This window comes from Pseudomonas sp. YA1 (assembly GCF_058680555.1).
The window spans coordinates 95122-113006 of record NZ_JBZWBG010000014.1; the positions used below are offsets into that span (position 1 = coordinate 95122).

Below are 17885 nucleotides of genomic sequence, written 5' to 3' on the forward strand. Positions count from 1 at the left end.
AGGGCCGTTTTCGTAGGCGCTGAAGTCTACGGCGGGACGGTGCTCAGCCGCCGAGGTAGGCGTCGCGCACCTTCGGGTTGGTCAGCAGGGCGGCGCCGGTGTCGTGCATGACGATCCGGCCGTTCTCCAGCACGTAGGCGCGATCGGCGAGCTTCAACGCCTGGTTGGCGTTCTGCTCGACGAGGAACACGGTGACGCCTTCGCGACGCAGTTGCTCGATGATCTCGAAGATCTGCTGGATGATGATCGGCGCCAGGCCGAGCGAAGGTTCGTCCAGCAGCAACAGCTTTGGCTTGCTCATCAGCGCGCGGCCGATGGCGAGCATCTGCTGTTCGCCGCCGGACATGGTCCCGGCGCGCTGTTCGTAGCGTTCCTTCAGGCGCGGGAAGAGTTCCAGCACCTTGTCCATCTGCACCTGGTAGTCGTCCTTGTCGGTGAAGAAGCCGCCCATCGCCAGGTTTTCTTCCACCGTCAGGCGGGAGAATACCCGGCGGCCTTCCGGGACCACCGCGATGCTCTTGCGCATGATGGTGGAGGAGGGCAGGCCGACCAGTTCCTCGCCTTCGTAGCGGATGCTGCCGCTGGCCGCCTGCGGCGAGCCGCAGAGCGTCATCAGCAGGGTCGACTTGCCGGCGCCGTTGGCGCCGATCAGGGTGACGATCTCGCCCTTCTTCACTTCCACGCTGACGTCGTGCAGCGCCTGGATCTTGCCGTAGTAGGTGGAAACCTTGTCGAAACTCAGCATGCTCACGCTTCCCCCAGATAAGCCTTGATCACGTCCGGGTTGTCGCGGATCTGCTCCGGCGTCCCGTCGGCCAGGGGGGCGCCCTGGTTGATCACCACGATATGGTCGGAAATGCTCATCACCAGCTTCATGTCGTGCTCGATCAGCAATACCGTCACGTTGTGCTCGCTGCGCAGCTTGGCGATCAGCGCCTTGAGGTCGTCGGTCTCCTTCGGGTTGAGGCCGGCGGCCGGCTCGTCGAGCATGAGGATCCGCGGGCGGGTCATCATGCAGCGGGCGATCTCCAGGCGTCGCTGCTGGCCGTAGGCGAGGGTACCGGCGCTGCGGTTGGCGAACTCGGTAAGGTTGACTTCCTCCAGCCAGTGCGCGGCGTACTCCATGGCCTCGCGCTCGCTGCGGCGGAACGCCGGGGTCTTGAACAGGCCGGCGAGGAAGTTGGTGTTGAGGTGGCGGTGCTGGGCGACCAGCAGGTTCTCCACCGCGGTCATTTCCTTGAACAGGCGGACGTTCTGGAAGGTCCGCACTACGCCCTTGCGAGCGATCTTGTGACCGGGCAGGCCCTGGATCTCCTCGCCGTCGAGGCGGATCAGGCCGCCGGTGGGCTGGTAGAAGCCGGTCAGGCAGTTGAACACGGTGGTCTTGCCGGCGCCGTTCGGGCCGATCATCGAGACCACCTGCTTTTCCTCGACCTTCAGGTTGACGCCGTTGACGGCCAGCAGGCCGCCGAAGCGCATGGTCAGGCCGCTCACTTCGAGAATCGGTCGGCTCATGGCTTCAGCTCCAGGTGCGGGCGTTGCATCGGCAGCAGTCCCTGGGGACGCCAGATCATCATCACGATCATGGTCAGGCCGAAGATCAGCATGCGGTATTCGTTGAACCCGCGCATTTCCTGGAGCAGCACCATCACCACCGCGGCGAGGATCACGCCGAGCTGCGAACCCATGCCGCCGAGCACGACGATCGCAAGGATCATCGCCGACTCGATGAAGGTGAAGGACTCAGGCGTCACCAGGCCCTGGCGGGCGGCGAAGAAGCTGCCGGCGAAACCGGCGAAGCTGGCGCCGATGGTGAAGGCGGAGAGCTTGACGATGGTCGGGTTGAGACCGAGAGCGCGGCAGGCCACTTCGTCCTCGCGCAGCGCTTCCCAGGCGCGACCGATCGGCATGTGCATCAGCCGGTTGATCACGAACAGGGCCAGCAGCACCAGCAGCAGGGCCACCACGTAGAGCAGGATGACCTTGTAGTTGGTGTTGTAGGCGATGCCGAAGAACTCGTGGAAGGTCTGCATGCCTTCCGGCGCGCGGCGTTCGAAGGTCAGGCCGAACAGGGTCGGCTTGGGGATCGAGCCGATGCCGTTGGGGCCGCCGGTGATCTCGGTCATGTTGCGCAGCAGGATGCGGATGATCTCGCCGAAGCCGAGGGTCACGATCGCCAGGTAGTCGCCGCGCAGGCGCAGCACCGGGAAACCGAGGAGGAAACCGAACAGCGCGGCCATCATCCCGGCGATCGGCAGCGCGGTCCAGAAGCCGAACCCGGCGTACTCGGCGAGCAGCGCGTAGGTGTAAGCACCCACCGCGTAGAAGCCGACGTAGCCGAGGTCGAGCAGGCCGGCCAGGCCGACCACGATGTTCAGTCCGATGCCGAGCATCACGTAGATCAGGATCAGGGTGGCGATGTCCACCGCCCCGCGCGAGGCGAAGAACGGCCAGACGAAAGCCACCACGACCAGGGCGAGGACCGCCCAGCGCTGGGTCGATGGCAGGCTGAGGAAGTTCTTTAGGCCGCTGCCGTTGACCTTGTAGCCGACGCCGCGACCCAGCTTGAGCGGGATGCGGTCGCGGAACAGCTGCCAGACGAACATGGCCAGGGCGGCCGCGGCGATGGTCCAGAGGGTCTGCGCATCGGCGCCGAGGACCTCGAGCTTGATGCCGACGGTGCGCAGCTTCAGGCCGAGGATCGGATAGGACACCAGGATCACGAGGAGGGCGCTGAACAGCGCGCGCTTGAGGGACTGGCTCATACTTTTTCCACCTCCGGACGACCGAGGATGCCGGTAGGTCGGAACAGCAGCACCAGGATCAGCAGGCCGAAGGCCACCACGTCCTTGTACTGGTCGCCGAACACGTCGGCGCCGAAGGCTTCGGCGACGCCCAGCAGCAGGCCGCCGAGCATGGCCCCGGGGATGCTGCCGATGCCGCCGAGCACCGCGGCGGTGAACGCCTTGATCCCGGCGAGGAAGCCGATTCCGGGGTTGATCACGCCGTACTGCATGCCCAGCAGCACCGCGGCGACGGCGGCCAGGGCGGCGCCGATGACGAAGGTGAGGGCGATGATGTTGTTGCTGTTGATACCCAGCAGGTTGGTCATCTTCAGATCCTCGGCGCAGGCGCGGCAGGCGCGGCCCAGGCGGGAGCGGGAGATGAACAGGGTGAGGCCGAACATCACCAGGAAGGTGACGACGAAGATCAGGATCTGCATATAGGAGATCACTACGCCGTTCATGCTGCTTTCGCCGAACACGAAGTTGCCGGGCAGCAGGGTCGGGATGGCCTTTTCCTTGGAGTCCTGCGAGAGCATCACGGCGTTCTGCAGGAAGATCGACATGCCGATCGCGGAGATCAGCGGGATCAGGCGGTTGCCGCCGCGCAACGGGCGGTAGGCGACCCGCTCGATGCTGTAGCCGAAGGCACTGGTGACGATGATGCTGGCGGCGAACGCGGCGAGCATCATCAGCGGAACGCTGTCCAGCCCCATCATCGCCAGCAGGGTGATGGCGATGAAGGCGATGTACGAGCCGATCATGTACACCTCGCCGTGGGCGAAGTTGATCATGCCGATGATGCCGTAGACCATGGTGTAGCCGATCGCGATCAGCGCATAGGTGCTGCCGACGGTCAGGCCGTTAACCAATTGTTGTAGGTAATGATAAATCTCGGGCATGGGACTCTCTCGCTAAACGCCCGCCGTTGTACGGCAGGTAGACGTTCGGCTCGCGGGTGTGGGGCCGGAACGCTGCTGAGACCCGTCACGATCCGGCGCGCGGCGGGCCGGCGGGAGGCAGGGGAAAGCCGCGCTCCCGTCCACCAGGAGTGAACGCTGCCGGTCTTCGCCTGCCCTTGCCGGGCCGCCGCTCGCGGAATCATGCGGGTACTAAAACAAAGCCCACGGTGGGTGACGTGGGCTCCGTACTGCAACGATGCTTACTTGACCTCGGTCCGGGTGGCGTCCTTGTGCCACTCGTAGACGGTGAAGTCGAAGTTCTTCAGGTCGCCCTTCTCGTCGAACCCGAGGTTCCCGGTGGGAGTCTCGAAGGTGTTGGCGCGCAGGGCCGCGGCGACCTTCTCCGGATCGGCCTCGCCGGCTTTCTCGATGCCCTTGGCGATCACAGTGACCGCGGAGTAGGCGGGCAGGACGAAGATGCCGCTCGGATCCTGGTTCTTCGCCTTGAAGGCGTCGATCAGGGCCTTGTTCTTCGGATCCTGCTCGAAGGCGCGCGGCAGGGTCGCCAGCATGCCTTCCGAGGCGTCGCCGGCGATCGCGGTGATTTCGCTGTTGCCGACCCCTTCCGGGCCCATGAAGCGCGCGTCCAGCCCGGCCTGCTTGGCCTGGCGCAGCAGCAGGCCCATTTCCGGGTGGTAGCCGCCGAAGTAGACGAACTGCACGCCGGCTTTCTTCAGCTTGCTGATCAGCGCGTTGAAGTCCTTGTCGCCGGCGTTCAGGCCTTCGAAGACGGCAACCTTGATGCCGGCGTCTTCCACGGTCTTCTTCACCTCGGTGGCGATGCCTTCGCCGTACTGCTGCTTGTCGTGCAGTACCGCGATGGTCTTGTCCTTGTAGCGTTCGGCGATGAACTTGCCGGCCACCGGGCCCTGCATGTTGTCCAGGCCGATGGTGCGGAAGATCAGCTTGTAGCCGCGCGAGGTGATTTCCGGGGCGGTGGCCGACGGGGTGATCATCAGCACGCCTTCGTCTTCGTAGATGTCGGTGGCGGGTTGGGTGGAGCTGGAGCAGACATGGCCGACCACGAACTTGACGCCGTCGTTGACCACCTTGTTGGCGACCGCCACGGCCTGCTTGGGATCGCAGGCGTCGTCGTAGATCACGCCTTCGAGTTGCGCGCCGTTCACGCCGCCTGCCTTGTTGATCTGTTCGATTGCCATCAGCGCACCGGCGCGCTGCATGTCGCCGTACTGGGCTACCGGACCGGTGACCGGGCCAGCCAGGGCGATCTTGATGGTGTCGGCGGCCATGGAGTAGCTGGCGAACCCGGCAATGGCCATCGCGGCGAACAGGCGGGATAGACGCTGAGTACCCTTCTTCATAGTGCTCCACTCTTCTTGTGTGTTGTCATTGTTGTAGTCTCGCGGCCGCGGGGGCCGGAGGAGACCGGGTGATCGTCATGGACGGACCCCGGGAACTGTACCGGTACAGTGTAGAGCGGCGCTTCGTCGCTTGAAAAGCACGGCACGGCGAGCTCCCGTGAGTCGTGTCGCCTGGTTGACATAAACGTATAGAAAAACGGCGCGGACCTGCCTCACCTCCCTGGGCCCGGTTTCCCTTCGGCTGTCGTGGGCTACCGGCGGGCGTTATCATGGCGCCCATGCAATCCAGGTAGATCCCATGACAGAACAAACTAGCACCCTCTATGCCAAGCTGCTCGGCGAGACCGCGGTCATTTCCTGGGCCGAGCTGCAACCGTTCTTCGCCCGTGGCGCCTTGCTCCAGGTCGATGCCGCGCTGGACCTGGTGGAAGTCGCCGAGGCCCTGGCCGGGGACGCCCGCGAGAAGGTCGCCGCCTGGCTTTCCGGCGGCGGCCTGAGCAAGGTCGGGGAGGACGCGGCCAAGGACTTCCTCGAACGCGACCCGACCCTCTGGGCGGTGGTGGTGGCGCCCTGGGTGGTCATTCAGGAACGCGCGGAAAAAGCGACGTTGCACTGATCCAGGGCGGTTTTCTTTCGCTCGACCCTGGCTAGACTGATTCCGATTCCCACCAGGAGATTCGTCATGTTCGAACCAGGCCACCTCCATCTGGTCAGCCTGCCCGGCCTCGACCAGCAGGACATCAATATCCATATCCGCTACGAGGTGCGGCAGAACGCCGAATCCGGCGCCTATGTGCACTTCGACATGGACGGCGAGATCGATGGCAAGTCGTTCAGCGACTCCTTCGAGCTGCCGCGCGATACCGCCTTCAACTTCGCCAGCGATGCCACGCGGGTCGCCCAGAAGCACGGCCTGCACCCGAAGTTCGGCGCGATCACCCGGGTGCACAAGGAATACGATGCGATGTTCGAGGACATTCGCGCCAAGCTGCATGCCCATCCCGGCGAACCGGTGGATCTCGAGCGGATCATTCGCCACGAGTGAGCCGAGTCCCCAGCGGCCGGAAGCATGGGAAAGGCCCGATATCGACGATATCGGGCCTTTTTTCGTTTGCCGGAGAAGCCGTTCCAGGGGCTTGCCACCCTTGCCGGCAAGCGGAAACGGCTTGCCGCTTGCCGCTTCCGGGTTGTCCTGAAATAAACTCAAGTTATTGAATATAAAGGATTTTAATAATCTGGCACGGGCCTTGCTGAAGTGTTGGCGACGAAAGCCACACCGGCAAACAGGTTCGCAGCCATGAGCATCAGTTTCGACAGAGCACTCGGTATCCACCAGCAGGCCCTCAGCTTCCGCGCCCAGCGCGCCGAAGTGCTGGCCAACAACCTGGCCAACGCCGATACCCCGAACTACAAGGCTCGCGACCTGGACTTCGCCGCGGTTCTCGCCGAGCAGAAGGACAAGGCCGCCAAGGGTACCTTCGCCACCCGCATCACCAACGAGCGGCATATCGCCGCCGAAGGTTTCGGCATGGGCGAGGGCAGCCTGCAGTACCGCATCCCGGTCCAGCCGTCGATCGACCAGAACACTGTCGACGCCCAGATCGAGCAGGCCAACTACGCCGAGAACGCCATGCACTTCCAGGCGTCCTTCACCTTCCTCAACAGCAAATTCAAAGGGCTGGTCAGCGCCCTGCGTGGAGAGTAACCGCCATGTCCCTCGCCAGTGTCTTCAACATTGCCGGTAGCGGCATGAGCGCCCAGAGCACCCGCCTGAACACCGTGGCCAGCAACATCGCCAACGCCGAGACGGTTTCCTCCAGCGTCGACAAGACCTACCGCGCCCGCCATCCGGTGTTCTCCACCATGTTCCAGCAGGCCCAGGGCGACAGCGGCTCGCTGTTCGCCGACCAGGACAGCTCCGGCGCCGGCGTGCAGGTGCTGGGCGTCGTCGAGGACCAGAGTTCGCTGATGCCGCGCTACGAGCCGAACCATCCGGCCGCGGATGCCAACGGCTACGTGTATTACCCCAATGTGAACGTGGTCGAGGAAATGGCCGACATGATTTCCGCCAGCCGTGCCTTCCAGACCAACGCGGAAATGATGAATACCGCCAAACAGATGATGCAGAAGGTCCTGACCCTGGGTCAGTGAGCGGAGTAGAGCATGAGCATCGATAACGTCAGCGGCACCAGCAGCAACACCGGCAACGTCAACGGCAGCAATCGCGCCGCCGGCAGCGGCGCCACCGAGACCGGGCAGAGCGTCAAGGGCAGCAGCAACCTGGGCAAGGACGAATTCCTCAAGCTGCTGGTGGCCCAGTTGAAGAACCAGGACCCGATGTCGCCGCAGCAGAACGGCGAGTTCATCGCCCAACTGGCCCAGTTCAGCACCGTGGAAGGCGTGCAGTCGCTGAACAAGAGCATGGAGAGCATTCTCTCCAACTACCAGTCGTCGCAGGCCCTGCAAGCCTCGTCGCTGGTGGGGCGCAAGGTCATCGTGGCGACCGACAAGTCGGTGGTGGACACCAAGGACACCTTCAAGGCGTCCCTCAACCTGCCGGTTTCCAGCAGCAACGTCTGGGTCAACGTCTACGACGACAAGGGCACCGTGGTGAACCGCATCAACCTCGGCCAGCAGGCTGCCGGCAGCGTCAGCTTCATGTGGGACGGCAAGGACAGCAGCGGCAACATCATGCCGCCGGGCACCTACAAGTTCGAGGCGCAGACCTCGATCGACGGCAAGACCTACGGGCTCCAGACCTACCTGCCGGCCAACGTCGACAGCGTCACCCTGGGGCAGAACGGCGGCGAGCTGATGCTCAACCTCGCAGGCCTGGGCAGCATCGCGCTGTCCAAAGTACAGATCATCGGCCAGTAAGCCGGCGTTTCCGGCAAGGAGCTATCCATGAGTTTCAACATCGGCCTGAGCGGCATCCAGGCGGCCTCCAGCGGCCTGAACGTCACCGGCAACAACATCGCCAACGCCGGCACCGTAGGCTTCAAGCAATCCCGCGCGGAGTTCGCCGACGTCTACGCCGCCTCGGTGCTGGGTTCGGGCAGCAACCCGCAGGGCAGCGGCGTGCTGCTCTCGGACGTCTCGCAGATGTTCAAGCAGGGCAACATCGACTCGACCAACAGCGTGCTGGACCTGGCCATCAACGGCAACGGCTTCTTCGTCACCAGCAACAACGGGGCGATCAGCTACACCCGCGCCGGCTACTTCAATACCGACAAGCAGGATTTCATCGTCGACAACAACGGCTACCGCCTGCAGGGCTATGCCGTCGGGCCGAACGGCCAGTTGCAGAACGGCGTGGTCACCGACCTCAAGGTCGAGCGCGCCAACCAGGCGCCGCAGGCCACCTCGAGCATCCAGCAGTCGTACAACCTCAACTCGACGCTGAAGCCGCCGACCGTGACGCCGTTCGATCCGTCCGACGCCGCCACCTACAACTCGTCCTCTTCGCTGGGCATCTATGACAGCCAGGGCAATTCCCACACCATGAGCCAGTTCTTCATCAAGAACGAGCCGGATCCGAATGCGACCCCGCCGATTCCGGAGAACAGCTGGACCATGAAAGTGCTGATCGACGGGGTCAATCCGCTCGACCCGTCGAACAAGACGCCGATGAGCTTCAACGTCACCTTCGACGCCAGCGGCCAGATGACCTCGGTACGGGCGCCGGACGGCAGCACCAGCGGGCCGGGCTTCAGCATCGACGCGACCACCAACGTGATCCAGTTCAGCCCGGCCACCGGCAATCCGCCGACTCCCGGCACCGGCTGGATTCCGGCGGCCTCGGACGGCAAGACCCCGCCGACCTACGCCTGGAACGGCGCGACCGGTGCCGCCAGCGGCATCTCCTTCGACATGCGCAAGACCACCCAGTACTCCACCGCGTTCGCCCAGAGCAACCCGATCCAGGACGGCTACACCACCGGTCAGCTGGCAGGCCTGGAAATCGACGACACCGGGGTGATCTTCGCCCGCTACACCAATGGCCAGTCCAAGGTGCAGGGCCAGGTGGTGCTGGCCAACTTCGCCAACATCCAGGGTCTGACGCCGATCGGCAAGACCTCCTGGGTGCAGTCCGCGGAGTCCGGCGAGCCGGCGGTCGGCGCGCCGCGCTCGGGCACCCTGGGGGCGCTGCAATCCGGCGCGCTGGAAGCGTCCAACGTGGACATCTCCAACGAACTGGTGAACCTCATCGTCCACCAGCGCAACTACCAGGCCAACGCCAAGACCATCCAGACCGAGGATGCGGTGACCCAGACCATCATCAACCTGCGCTGATGACGGCGAGCCGGTGCCGTCCGGGCACCGGCAAGGCCCTTGCCGCCAGCGGCAACCCCTGGCCAGGGGTTGCCCCCGAAGCCTCCGAAAGGAGGCTTTCTTTTTTGTAAAATCCATTTAAATCAATAACTTAATTTGTTTTTCGAATTCTGGCACGGCGCTTGCTGGATAACCTGCAAGAAAGCCCGGCGGATTGTGCCGGTGCCTGGAGGATTCGATGGACAAGATGCTGTACGTCTCCATGAGCGGGGCCAGCCAGAACACCCTGGCGATGCGCGCTCATGCCAACAACCTGGCGAACATCTCGACCAGCGGCTTTCGTCGCGACTTCGAGCAGGCGCGTTCGATGCAGGTGTTCGGCGACAGCTTCCCGGCGCGGGTATTCGCCATGAGCGAGCGGCCGGGGACCGATTTCAGCCATGGCAGCCTCCAGGAAACCGGCAACGAGCTGGATATCGCCATCGACGGCGACGGCTTCGTCGCGGTCCAGGCGCCGGATGGCAGCGAGGCCTACGTGCGTACCGCCGGCATGCACATCGACGCCCTCGGCATGCTGCGCACCGGCGACGGTTTGCCGGTGCTCGGCAACGGCGGACCGATCGCCGTGCCGCCGGAGGAAAAGGTGGAGATCGGCCAGGACGGCACCATCAGCATCCGCGCCCTTGGCGAGAACCCCAACGTGGTCGCCGTGGTGGACCGGATCAAGCTGGTCAACCCGAACCTGAAGCAGATGGAGAAGGGTACCGACGGCCTGCTGCACTACAAGCCGCAGCCGGGCGAGCAGGCGCCGCTGGCCGACGCCAACGTGAAGGTGGTCTCCGGTTTCCTGGAAAGCAGCAACGTGAACGCGGTGGAAGAGATGACCGCGATCCTCTCGCTGTCCCGTCAATTCGAGCTGCACGTGAAGATGATGCGCACCGCCGAGGACGATTCGGCGGCCATGGCGCGGGTTTTGCAAATCAGCTAATCACTTGAGCGTGGTGCCATAAAACCGGCACCCGAGGAGCACGACGATGTTATCGGCACTGTGGGTCAGCAAGACCGGTCTGTCCGCCCAGGACATGAACCTGACCACCATTTCCAACAACCTGGCCAACGTATCCACCACCGGCTTCAAGCGCGACCGCGCGGAGTTCCAGGACCTGCTGTACCAGATCCGGCGCCAGCCGGGCGGCCAGTCGACCCAGGACAGCGAGCTGCCTTCGGGCCTGCAGCTGGGTACCGGTGTGCGCGTCGTCGGCACCCAGAAGATCTTCACCCCGGGCAGCCTGCAGACCACCGAGCAGCCGCTGGACATGGCGGTCAACGGGCGCGGCTTCTTCCAGGTTCTGCTGCCGGACGGCACCGTTTCCTACACCCGCGACGGCAGCTTCCACCTGAACTCCGACGGGCAGATCGTCACCTCCAACGGCTTCGCCCTGGAACCGGCGATCGTGGTGCCCAACGAGACCCAGACCTTCACCGTCGGCCAGGACGGTACCGTCTCGGTGACCACCACCGGCAACGCCCAGCCGCAGGTGATCGGCAACATCCAGACCGCCGACTTCATCAACCCGGCCGGCCTGCAGGCCATCGGCAACAACCTGTTCCTGGAAACCGGCTCCAGCGGCGCGCCGCAGGTCGGCACGCCGGGTCTCAACGGCCTCGGCACGGTTGCCCAGAACACCCTGGAAAACTCCAACGTCAACGTGGTCGAGGAACTGGTGAACATGATCACCACCCAGCGCGCCTACGAGATGAACTCCAAGGTCATCTCCACCGCCGACCAGATGTTGTCCTTCGTCACCCAGAATCTTTGACGGGCCCTGACCGGGCCCTGGCTGTACGCCGCGAGGTAGCTTGATATGAACCGGCTGATGATCGTCTCCCTGCTTGGCATCGCCACCGCCCTGGGCGGGTGCGTCAGCCCACCGCCGAAGCCGAACGATCCGTACTACGCGCCGGTGCTGCCGCGCACCCCGCTGCCCGCCGCGCAGAACAACGGCGCGATCTACCAGGCCGGCTTCGAGCAGAACCTCTACGACGACCGCAAGGCCTTCCGCGTGGGCGACATCATTACCATCACCCTCAACGAGAAGACCCAGGCGAGCAAGAAAGCCAACTCCGATATCCAGAAGGACAGCAAGACCAAGATGGGGCTGACCTCGCTGTTCGGTAGCGGCATGACCACCAACAACCCGATCGGCGGCGGCGACCTCAGCCTCAGTGCCGAATACGGCGGCTCGCGCGACGCCAAGGGCGACAGCCAGGCGGGGCAGAGTAACAGCCTGACCGGCTCGATCACCGTGACCGTGGCCGAGGTGCTGCCCAACGGCATCCTCTCCGTGCGCGGCGAGAAGTGGATGACCCTGAACACCGGCAACGAGCTGGTGCGCATCGCCGGCCTGGTCCGCGCCGACGATATCGCCACCGACAACACCGTGTCCTCGACCCGCGTGGCCGACGCCCGGATCACCTATTCCGGCACCGGCGCCTTCGCCGATGCCAGTCAGCCGGGCTGGCTGGACCGCTTCTTCCTCAGCCCGCTGTGGCCGTTCTGAGGACGCTCGCGATGACCAAGTTCAAGCACCTGCTGGCCCTCGCCGCGCTGCTCCTGGCCGCCGGCGCGGCCCAGGCCGAGCGGTTGAAGGATATCGCCAGCATCCAGGGCGTGCGGACCAACCAGTTGATCGGCTATGGCCTGGTGGTCGGCCTGAGCGGCAGTGGCGACCAGACCACGCAGACGCCGTTCACCCTGCAGACCTTCAACAACATGCTGGCGCAGTTCGGCATCAAGGTGCCGGCCAACGTCGGCAACGTGCAGTTGAAGAACGTCGCCGCGGTATCGGTGCATGCCGACCTGCCGCCGTTCGCCAAGCCGGGCCAGCCGATCGACGTCACCGTGTCGTCCATCGGCAACGCCAAGAGCCTGCGCGGCGGCAGCCTGCTGATGACTCCGCTGAAAGGTATCGACGGCCAGGTCTACGCGGTCGCCCAGGGCAACCTGGTGGTCGGCGGCTTCGACGCCGAAGGCCGCGACGGCTCGAAGATCACCGTCAACGTACCGTCCGCCGGACGTATCCCGGCCGGCGCCACCGTCGAGCGCGCGGTGCCGAGCGGCTTCGACCAGGGCAACAGCCTGACGCTGAACCTCAACCGCCCGGACTTCACCACTGCCAAGCGCATCGTCGACCGCATCAACGAACTGCTCGGTCCGGGCGTCGCCCATGCGGTGGACGGCGGCTCGGTGCGGGTCAGCGCGCCGCTCGACCCGAACCAGCGGGTCGACTACCTGTCGATCCTGGAGAACCTCGACGTGCAGCCGGGCGAGGCGGTGGCCAAGGTCATCATCAATTCGCGCACCGGCACCATCGTCATCGGCCAGAACGTCAAGGTATCGCCGGCCGCCGTCACCCACGGCAGCCTGACCGTGAGCATCACCGAAGACCCGATCGTCAGCCAGCCCGGTGCCTTCTCCAACGGCCAGACCGCGGTGGTGCCACGCTCGCGGGTGAACGCCGAGGAGGAGACCAAGCCGATGTTCAAGTTCGGCCCCGGCACCACCCTGGACGACATCGTCCGCGCGGTGAACCAGGTCGGCGCCGCGCCGAGCGACCTGATGGCGATCCTCGAAGCCCTGAAGCAGGCCGGCGCGTTGCAGGCCGACCTGATCGTGATCTGAGGACGACGCCATGGATTCCCGTTTGCTCAGCGGTATCGGCGCAGGCCCCGACAGCGGCTCCTATACCGATCTCAACCGCCTCAACCAGCTCAAGGTCGGCAAGGACCGCGACGGCGAGGCGAACATCCGCAAGGTCGCCCAGGAATTCGAATCGCTGTTCCTCAACGAGATGCTCAAGTCCATGCGTTCGGCCAACGAAGCGCTGGGCGACGGCAATTTCATGAACAGCCAGACCACCAAGCAGTACCAGGACATGTACGACCAGCAACTGTCGGTGAGCCTGTCGAAGAATGCCGGCGGCATCGGCCTGGCCGACGTGCTGGTGCGCCAGTTGTCGAAGATGAAGCAAGGCTCCAGGGGCAACGGCGAGAACCCGTTCGCCCGGGTCGCCGAGAACGGCGCCGGTCGCTGGCCGAGCAACCCCGGCGCGCAGGCCGGCAAGGCCCTGCCGATGCCGGAAGCCGGGCGCGACGACTCGAAGCTGCTCAACCAGCGGCGCCTGGCGCTGCCGGGCAAGCTGGCCGAGCGTATGCTCGCCGGCATCGTTCCCTCCGCCTCGCCGGCCGCCAGCCAGATGCAGAGCCTGGGCCAGGACAGCTACCTGCCGGCGCAGAGCTACCCGGCGGCGAGCCGCCGCGGTTTCTCCACCGATGGCGTCGACAGCCAGGGCAGCCGGCGCATCGCCCAGCCGCCGCTGGCCAGGGGCAAGTCGATGTTCGCCTCGGCCGACGAATTCATCGCCACCATGCTGCCGATGGCCCAGAAGGCCGCCGAGCGGATCGGCGTCGATGCCCGCTACCTGGTGGCCCAGGCCGCGCTGGAGACCGGCTGGGGCAAATCGATCATCCGCCAGCAGGATGGCGGCAGCAGCCACAACCTGTTCGGCATCAAGACCGGCAGCCGCTGGGATGGTGCCTCGGCGCGCGCCCTCACCACCGAATACGAAGGCGGCAAGGCGGTCAAGGAAGTCGCGGCGTTCCGCTCCTACTCGTCGTTCGAGCAGAGCTTCCACGACTACGTCAGCTTCCTCCAGGGCAACGACCGCTACCAGAATGCCCTGGACAGCGCCGCCAACCCCGAGCGCTTCATGCAGGAACTGCAGCGCGCCGGCTACGCCACCGATCCGCAGTACGCCCGCAAGGTGGCGCAGATCGCCAGACAGATGCAGACCTACCAGGCCGTGGCCGCCGCCGGCACGCCGCCTCTGGGTTGAGCAAGGAGGAACTGACCCATGTCCGACCTACTCTCGATAGGCCTGTCCGGCCTCGGCACCAGCCAGACCTGGCTGACCATCACCGGGCACAACATCACCAACGTCAAGACGCCGGGCTACAGCCGCCAGGATGCCATCCAGCAGACCCAGGTCCCGCAGTTCAGCGGTGCCGGCTACATGGGCTCGGGCAGCCAGATCGTCGACGTGCGCCGCCTGGCCAGTGACTTCCTCACCGGCCAGTTGCGCAACGCCACCAGCCAGAACAGCGAGTTGAGCGCATTCCGTAGCCAGATCGAGCAGCTCGACGGCCTGTTGTCCAACACCACCACCGGCGTCAGCCCGGCCATGCAGCGCTTCTTCGCCGCACTGCAGGCCGCCGCCAACAATCCCTCCTCGACCGAAGCGCGCGAGGCAGTGCTTGCCCAGGCCGAGGGGCTGGGCAAGACCTTCAATACCCTCTACGACCAGTTGGACAAGCAGAACAGCCTGATCAACCAGCAACTGGGCGCGCTGGCTTCGCAGGTCAACCATCTGTCGCAGAGCGTGGCCAGCTACAACGATGCCATCGCCAAGGCCAAGTCGGCGGGCGCGGTGCCCAACGACCTGATGGATGCGCGCGACGAAGCCGTGCGCAAGCTGTCCGAGATGATCGGGGTGACCGCGGTCACCCAGGACGACAACAGCGTCAGCCTGTTCATCGGTAGCGGCCAGCCGCTGGTGGTGGGCAATACTGTGTCGACCCTGAGCGTGGTGCCCGGGCTGGATGACCCGACCCGCTACCAGGTGCAACTGAGCAACGGCAACTCCATACAGAACGTCACCGGCCTGGTGTCCGGCGGCGAGATGGGTGGCTTGCTGGCCTACCGCAACAGCGCCCTGGACAGCAGCTACAACAAGCTCGGGCAGTTGGCGATCACCCTCGCCGATACCATCAACAAGCAGCTGGGGCAGGGCCTCGACCTGGCCGGCAAGGCCGGCGCCAACCTGTTCGGCGACATCAACGATCCGGACATCACCGCGCTGCGGGTCCTGGCGAAGAACGGCAACACCGGTAATGTCCACGCCAACCTGAACATCACCGATACCAGCAAGCTGAATTCCAGCGATTTCCGCCTGGACTTCGACGGCACCAGTTTCACCGCGCGGCGCCTGGGCGACGACGCAAGCATGCAGGTCACGGTCAGCGGTACCGGTCCCTACACCCTCTCGTTCAAGGATGCCAACGGCGTCGACCAGGGCTTCAACCTGACCCTCGACCAGCTCCCGGCTGCCGGCGACCGCTTCACCCTGCAGCCGACCCGGCGTGGCGCGGCGGATATCGAGGCGACGCTGAAGAATGCCTCGCAACTGGCGTTCGCCGGTACCGCGCGTACCGAATCGACCACCGAAAACCGCGGCACCGGCAAGATCGGCGCGCCGACCCTCACCAGCGGTCCGTCGCCGGTGGACCCGGCGGTGCTACAGGGCGCGTTCGGGCCCAACGGGATCAGCCTGGGCGCGACGCTCAGCGCCGACGGCAAGACCTATACCCTGTCCTCGCCGTTGCCGGCCGGCTGGAGCTACGTCGACAAGGACGGTAACGCCCTGACCGGCAGCCCGACGCTGACCAGCGGCAATACCAATACCGTGCGCATGGCGTTCACCGACCCGAGCGGGCAGAAATACAGCTACGAATTCGAGCTCAGCGGCGTACCGCAGAACTCCGACAGCTTCAAGCTGGGCTTCAACGACAAGGGCATTTCCGACAACCGCAACGCTCTCAACCTGCTGGCCCTGCAGACCAAGCCGACCGTCGGCGGCACCGACAACACCGGTTCCACCTACAACGAGGCCTATGGTGGCCTGGTCGAGCGGGTCGGCACCCTGACCGCCCAGGTGCGTGCCAGCAGCGAGGCCAGCGCCACGGTGCTGAAGCAGGCCCAGGACAGCCGCGATTCGTTGTCCGGGGTGAGCCTCGACGAAGAGGCGGCCAACCTGATCCAGTTCCAGCAGTACTACGGTGCCTCGGCCCAGGTGATTCAAGTTGCCCGCACTCTGTTCGATACTCTGATTGGAGCGTTCCGTTGAGTTCTCTCGACGGGGCCTAAGCCAGCGAGACCGCCACCATGCGCATTTCCACCATCCAGGCCTTCAACAACTCGGTCAACGGGATTTCCCGCAACTATGCGGACCTGAACCGTACCTTCGAGCAGATCAGCACCGGCAAGCGCATCCTGACCCCGGCGGACGACCCGGTCGGTTCGGTACGCCTGTTGCGCCTGGACCAGGAGCAGGGGTTGAACGAGCAGTACAAGACCGGCATGACCGAGGCGAAGAACAGCCTGAGCCAGGAAGAAACCATCCTCCGTTCGGTTGGCAACGTCCTCCAGCGCATCCGTGAGATCGCCGGCCAGGCCGGCGACGGCGCACTGGACTCCAACGACAAGAAGTCGCTGGCCAGCGAGTTGCGCCAGCGCGAGGACGAGTTGCTGAACCTGCTCAACAGCCGCGACGCGAGTGGCAAATACCTGTTTTCCGGGTCCCAGGGCTCGGTGCAGCCGTTCGTGCGCAACGAGGACGGCACCTACAGCTACATGGGCGACGAGAGCCAGCGCGAGGTGCAGATCGCCAGCAGCACGCGGATTCCGGTCAGCGACAGCGGCAAGGTGCTGTTCGAGGACATCGTCAATGCCGCTCGTCTCGATACCAAGGCGGCGGCTGGCAATACCGGCGACGGTCGCATCTCGGTCGGCCTGGTCGAGGACGAGCTGGCCTTCGACAGCCAGTTCCCGGCGAGCAACCCGCCTGCGGCAACCGACGGCTTCAACATCCACTTCGTCAGCGACAAGGAGTATGTGGTCTACGATCCGAAGAGCCTGCCTCCGGGCTATGACTGGACCACCTACGATCCGAATTCGCCGCCGGCCTGGCAACTGTCCAAGGGCGCCATCGACGACGACCCGAAGACCATCGACAAGGTGCTCTACGCCGGCGTCAGCGTGACGATCGACGGCACGCCGAAGGCGGGCGACGAGTTCAACGTCAACTACAAGCCGGGCAGCGAGAAGCGCAGCCTGCTGAACGTGGTGTCGGACCTGCGCAAGGCCCTGGAAAGTTCCACCGACAACCAGGCCGGCAACGACGCCATCCGCGATGCGACGGCGGTGGCCCTGACCAACCTCTCCGCCGTGGCTGCCGCCGTGGATGGCGGCCAGGGCAAGATCGGCGCGCGCCTGAATACTGTGGAAAGCACCGAGACCTTCATCGACGATGTGAAGCTGGTGAATGCGTCGGTGATGTCGCAGATCCAGGACCTGGACTACGCCGAGGCGTTGTCGCGGCTGTCGTTGCAGTCCACCATCATGGATGCCGCGCAGCAGAGCTACGTGAAGATCCAGGGGTTGAGCCTGTTCAACTACCTGAAGTGACAGTCCCTCTGTGGAACAGGGCCCATGACTCCGTCATGGGCCTTTTCGTTCGCAGGGACTGTACCTGTGTCGCTGGAGGGTATGTTCCGCAAGGTCTACGGAAACACGGGAGAATTTGTCAGAAGTTTGACTGCCGATTCGCGCCGCAGCGCCTGTGGAACAGCCAGGGGCCGCGCGACCAGGGGCTTTGACCTGCATCAAGCTCTTTGGGTACGGGCCTTGCATAGAGTGGCGTGCTCGGGTT

Annotated in this window: 18 protein-coding genes; 13 read left to right on the plus strand and 5 right to left on the minus strand. The window is 64.8% G+C overall.

Going from position 1 to position 17885, the window contains the following annotated elements; genetic code table 11:
• Window positions 1-43 precede the first annotated feature (43 nt).
• From AC4OR5_RS20580 to AC4OR5_RS20600, 5 genes are all read right to left on the minus strand, one after another.
• Window positions 44-745, minus strand: coding sequence for an ABC transporter ATP-binding protein (locus tag AC4OR5_RS20580; protein WP_003086389.1), 702 nt, complete (start codon window positions 743-745; stop codon window positions 44-46).
• A gap of 2 nt (window positions 746-747) precedes the next feature.
• Window positions 748-1515 (minus strand): high-affinity branched-chain amino acid ABC transporter ATP-binding protein LivG, encoded by a 768-nt coding sequence (gene livG, locus AC4OR5_RS20585; RefSeq protein WP_003082125.1) that lies wholly within the window; start codon window positions 1513-1515, stop codon window positions 748-750.
• Window positions 1512-2765 (minus strand): high-affinity branched-chain amino acid ABC transporter permease LivM, encoded by a 1254-nt coding sequence (locus AC4OR5_RS20590; RefSeq protein ID WP_058159962.1) that lies wholly within the window; start codon window positions 2763-2765, stop codon window positions 1512-1514. Before AC4OR5_RS20590 ends, livG begins: the two co-directional genes overlap by 4 nt.
• Window positions 2762-3685 (minus strand): high-affinity branched-chain amino acid ABC transporter permease LivH, encoded by a 924-nt coding sequence (gene livH / locus AC4OR5_RS20595; protein ID WP_003086391.1) that lies wholly within the window; start codon window positions 3683-3685, stop codon window positions 2762-2764. The genes AC4OR5_RS20590 and livH overlap by 4 nt, the downstream gene beginning before the upstream one ends.
• A gap of 260 nt (window positions 3686-3945) precedes the next feature.
• Complete coding sequence (locus AC4OR5_RS20600) at window positions 3946-5067, minus strand: branched-chain amino acid ABC transporter substrate-binding protein (protein ID WP_003086396.1); 1122 nt, start codon at window positions 5065-5067, stop codon at window positions 3946-3948.
• A gap of 298 nt (window positions 5068-5365) precedes the next feature.
• Between AC4OR5_RS20600 and AC4OR5_RS20605 the strand changes: the two genes are divergently transcribed.
• The 13 genes from AC4OR5_RS20605 (at window position 5366) to flgL (ending at window position 17641) form a co-directional block, all read left to right on the plus strand.
• On the plus strand, window positions 5366-5683 hold the full coding sequence (locus AC4OR5_RS20605) for a DUF2288 domain-containing protein (RefSeq protein WP_003133968.1): 318 nt from the start codon (window positions 5366-5368) through the stop codon (window positions 5681-5683).
• A gap of 66 nt (window positions 5684-5749) precedes the next feature.
• On the plus strand, window positions 5750-6112 hold the full coding sequence (locus AC4OR5_RS20610; protein WP_003111391.1) for a DUF5064 family protein: 363 nt from the start codon (window positions 5750-5752) through the stop codon (window positions 6110-6112).
• A 252-nt stretch (window positions 6113-6364) separates the two neighbouring features.
• Complete coding sequence (flgB, locus tag AC4OR5_RS20615) at window positions 6365-6772, plus strand: flagellar basal body rod protein FlgB (protein WP_003133966.1); 408 nt, start codon at window positions 6365-6367, stop codon at window positions 6770-6772.
• 5 nt (window positions 6773-6777) lie between these two features.
• On the plus strand, window positions 6778-7218 hold the full coding sequence (gene flgC, locus AC4OR5_RS20620) for a flagellar basal body rod protein FlgC (protein WP_019395771.1): 441 nt from the start codon (window positions 6778-6780) through the stop codon (window positions 7216-7218).
• 12 nt (window positions 7219-7230) lie between these two features.
• Complete coding sequence (gene flgD / locus AC4OR5_RS20625) at window positions 7231-7944, plus strand: flagellar hook assembly protein FlgD (protein WP_003111390.1); 714 nt, start codon at window positions 7231-7233, stop codon at window positions 7942-7944.
• Window positions 7945-7971: 27 nt separating this feature from the next.
• Entirely contained in the window at window positions 7972-9360 is a 1389-nt protein-coding gene (gene flgE / locus AC4OR5_RS20630; protein ID WP_003086405.1) for a flagellar hook protein FlgE, read from the plus strand.
• 217 nt (window positions 9361-9577) lie between these two features.
• On the plus strand, window positions 9578-10327 hold the full coding sequence (flgF, locus tag AC4OR5_RS20635; protein WP_003082159.1) for a flagellar basal-body rod protein FlgF: 750 nt from the start codon (window positions 9578-9580) through the stop codon (window positions 10325-10327).
• A 46-nt stretch (window positions 10328-10373) separates the two neighbouring features.
• The gene (gene flgG, locus AC4OR5_RS20640; protein WP_003082164.1) at window positions 10374-11159 is read left to right on the plus strand and encodes a flagellar basal-body rod protein FlgG; all 786 of its coding nucleotides are present in this window, start codon (window positions 10374-10376) and stop codon (window positions 11157-11159) included.
• Window positions 11160-11204: 45 nt separating this feature from the next.
• On the plus strand, window positions 11205-11900 hold the full coding sequence (gene flgH / locus AC4OR5_RS20645) for a flagellar basal body L-ring protein FlgH (RefSeq protein WP_003086407.1): 696 nt from the start codon (window positions 11205-11207) through the stop codon (window positions 11898-11900).
• 11 nt (window positions 11901-11911) lie between these two features.
• Window positions 11912-13021: a flagellar basal body P-ring protein FlgI gene (locus AC4OR5_RS20650; RefSeq protein WP_003082169.1), complete on the plus strand. Its 1110-nt coding sequence runs from the start codon at window positions 11912-11914 to the stop codon at window positions 13019-13021.
• A 10-nt stretch (window positions 13022-13031) separates the two neighbouring features.
• Window positions 13032-14234: a flagellar assembly peptidoglycan hydrolase FlgJ gene (gene flgJ / locus AC4OR5_RS20655; RefSeq protein ID WP_003133938.1), complete on the plus strand. Its 1203-nt coding sequence runs from the start codon at window positions 13032-13034 to the stop codon at window positions 14232-14234.
• Window positions 14235-14252: 18 nt separating this feature from the next.
• Complete coding sequence (gene flgK / locus AC4OR5_RS20660) at window positions 14253-16301, plus strand: flagellar hook-associated protein FlgK (RefSeq protein ID WP_023084524.1); 2049 nt, start codon at window positions 14253-14255, stop codon at window positions 16299-16301.
• A gap of 38 nt (window positions 16302-16339) precedes the next feature.
• The gene (flgL, locus tag AC4OR5_RS20665) at window positions 16340-17641 is read left to right on the plus strand and encodes a flagellar hook-associated protein FlgL (protein ID WP_003086414.1); all 1302 of its coding nucleotides are present in this window, start codon (window positions 16340-16342) and stop codon (window positions 17639-17641) included.
• Window positions 17642-17885: the final 244 nt, after the last annotated feature.

Bases quoted from the DNA above. Each gene is read 5' to 3' on its own strand.
- AC4OR5_RS20580 (WP_003086389.1), bottom strand. From the start codon at position 745: ATGCTGAGTTTCGACAAGGTTTCCACCTACTACGGCAAGATCCAGGCG.
- livG (WP_003082125.1), bottom strand. From the start codon at position 1,515: ATGAGCCGACCGATTCTCGAAGTGAGCGGCCTGACCATGCGCTTCGGC.
- AC4OR5_RS20590 (WP_058159962.1), bottom strand. From the start codon at position 2,765: ATGAGCCAGTCCCTCAAGCGCGCGCTGTTCAGCGCCCTCCTCGTGATC.
- livH (WP_003086391.1), bottom strand. From the start codon at position 3,685: ATGCCCGAGATTTATCATTACCTACAACAATTGGTTAACGGCCTGACC.
- AC4OR5_RS20600 (WP_003086396.1), bottom strand. From the start codon at position 5,067: ATGAAGAAGGGTACTCAGCGTCTATCCCGCCTGTTCGCCGCGATGGCC.
- AC4OR5_RS20605 (WP_003133968.1), top strand. From the start codon at position 5,366: ATGACAGAACAAACTAGCACCCTCTATGCCAAGCTGCTCGGCGAGACC.
- AC4OR5_RS20610 (WP_003111391.1), top strand. From the start codon at position 5,750: ATGTTCGAACCAGGCCACCTCCATCTGGTCAGCCTGCCCGGCCTCGAC.
- flgB (WP_003133966.1), top strand. From the start codon at position 6,365: ATGAGCATCAGTTTCGACAGAGCACTCGGTATCCACCAGCAGGCCCTC.
- flgC (WP_019395771.1), top strand. From the start codon at position 6,778: ATGTCCCTCGCCAGTGTCTTCAACATTGCCGGTAGCGGCATGAGCGCC.
- flgD (WP_003111390.1), top strand. From the start codon at position 7,231: ATGAGCATCGATAACGTCAGCGGCACCAGCAGCAACACCGGCAACGTC.
- flgE (WP_003086405.1), top strand. From the start codon at position 7,972: ATGAGTTTCAACATCGGCCTGAGCGGCATCCAGGCGGCCTCCAGCGGC.
- flgF (WP_003082159.1), top strand. From the start codon at position 9,578: ATGGACAAGATGCTGTACGTCTCCATGAGCGGGGCCAGCCAGAACACC.
- flgG (WP_003082164.1), top strand. From the start codon at position 10,374: ATGTTATCGGCACTGTGGGTCAGCAAGACCGGTCTGTCCGCCCAGGAC.
- flgH (WP_003086407.1), top strand. From the start codon at position 11,205: ATGAACCGGCTGATGATCGTCTCCCTGCTTGGCATCGCCACCGCCCTG.
- AC4OR5_RS20650 (WP_003082169.1), top strand. From the start codon at position 11,912: ATGACCAAGTTCAAGCACCTGCTGGCCCTCGCCGCGCTGCTCCTGGCC.
- flgJ (WP_003133938.1), top strand. From the start codon at position 13,032: ATGGATTCCCGTTTGCTCAGCGGTATCGGCGCAGGCCCCGACAGCGGC.
- flgK (WP_023084524.1), top strand. From the start codon at position 14,253: ATGTCCGACCTACTCTCGATAGGCCTGTCCGGCCTCGGCACCAGCCAG.
- flgL (WP_003086414.1), top strand. From the start codon at position 16,340: ATGCGCATTTCCACCATCCAGGCCTTCAACAACTCGGTCAACGGGATT.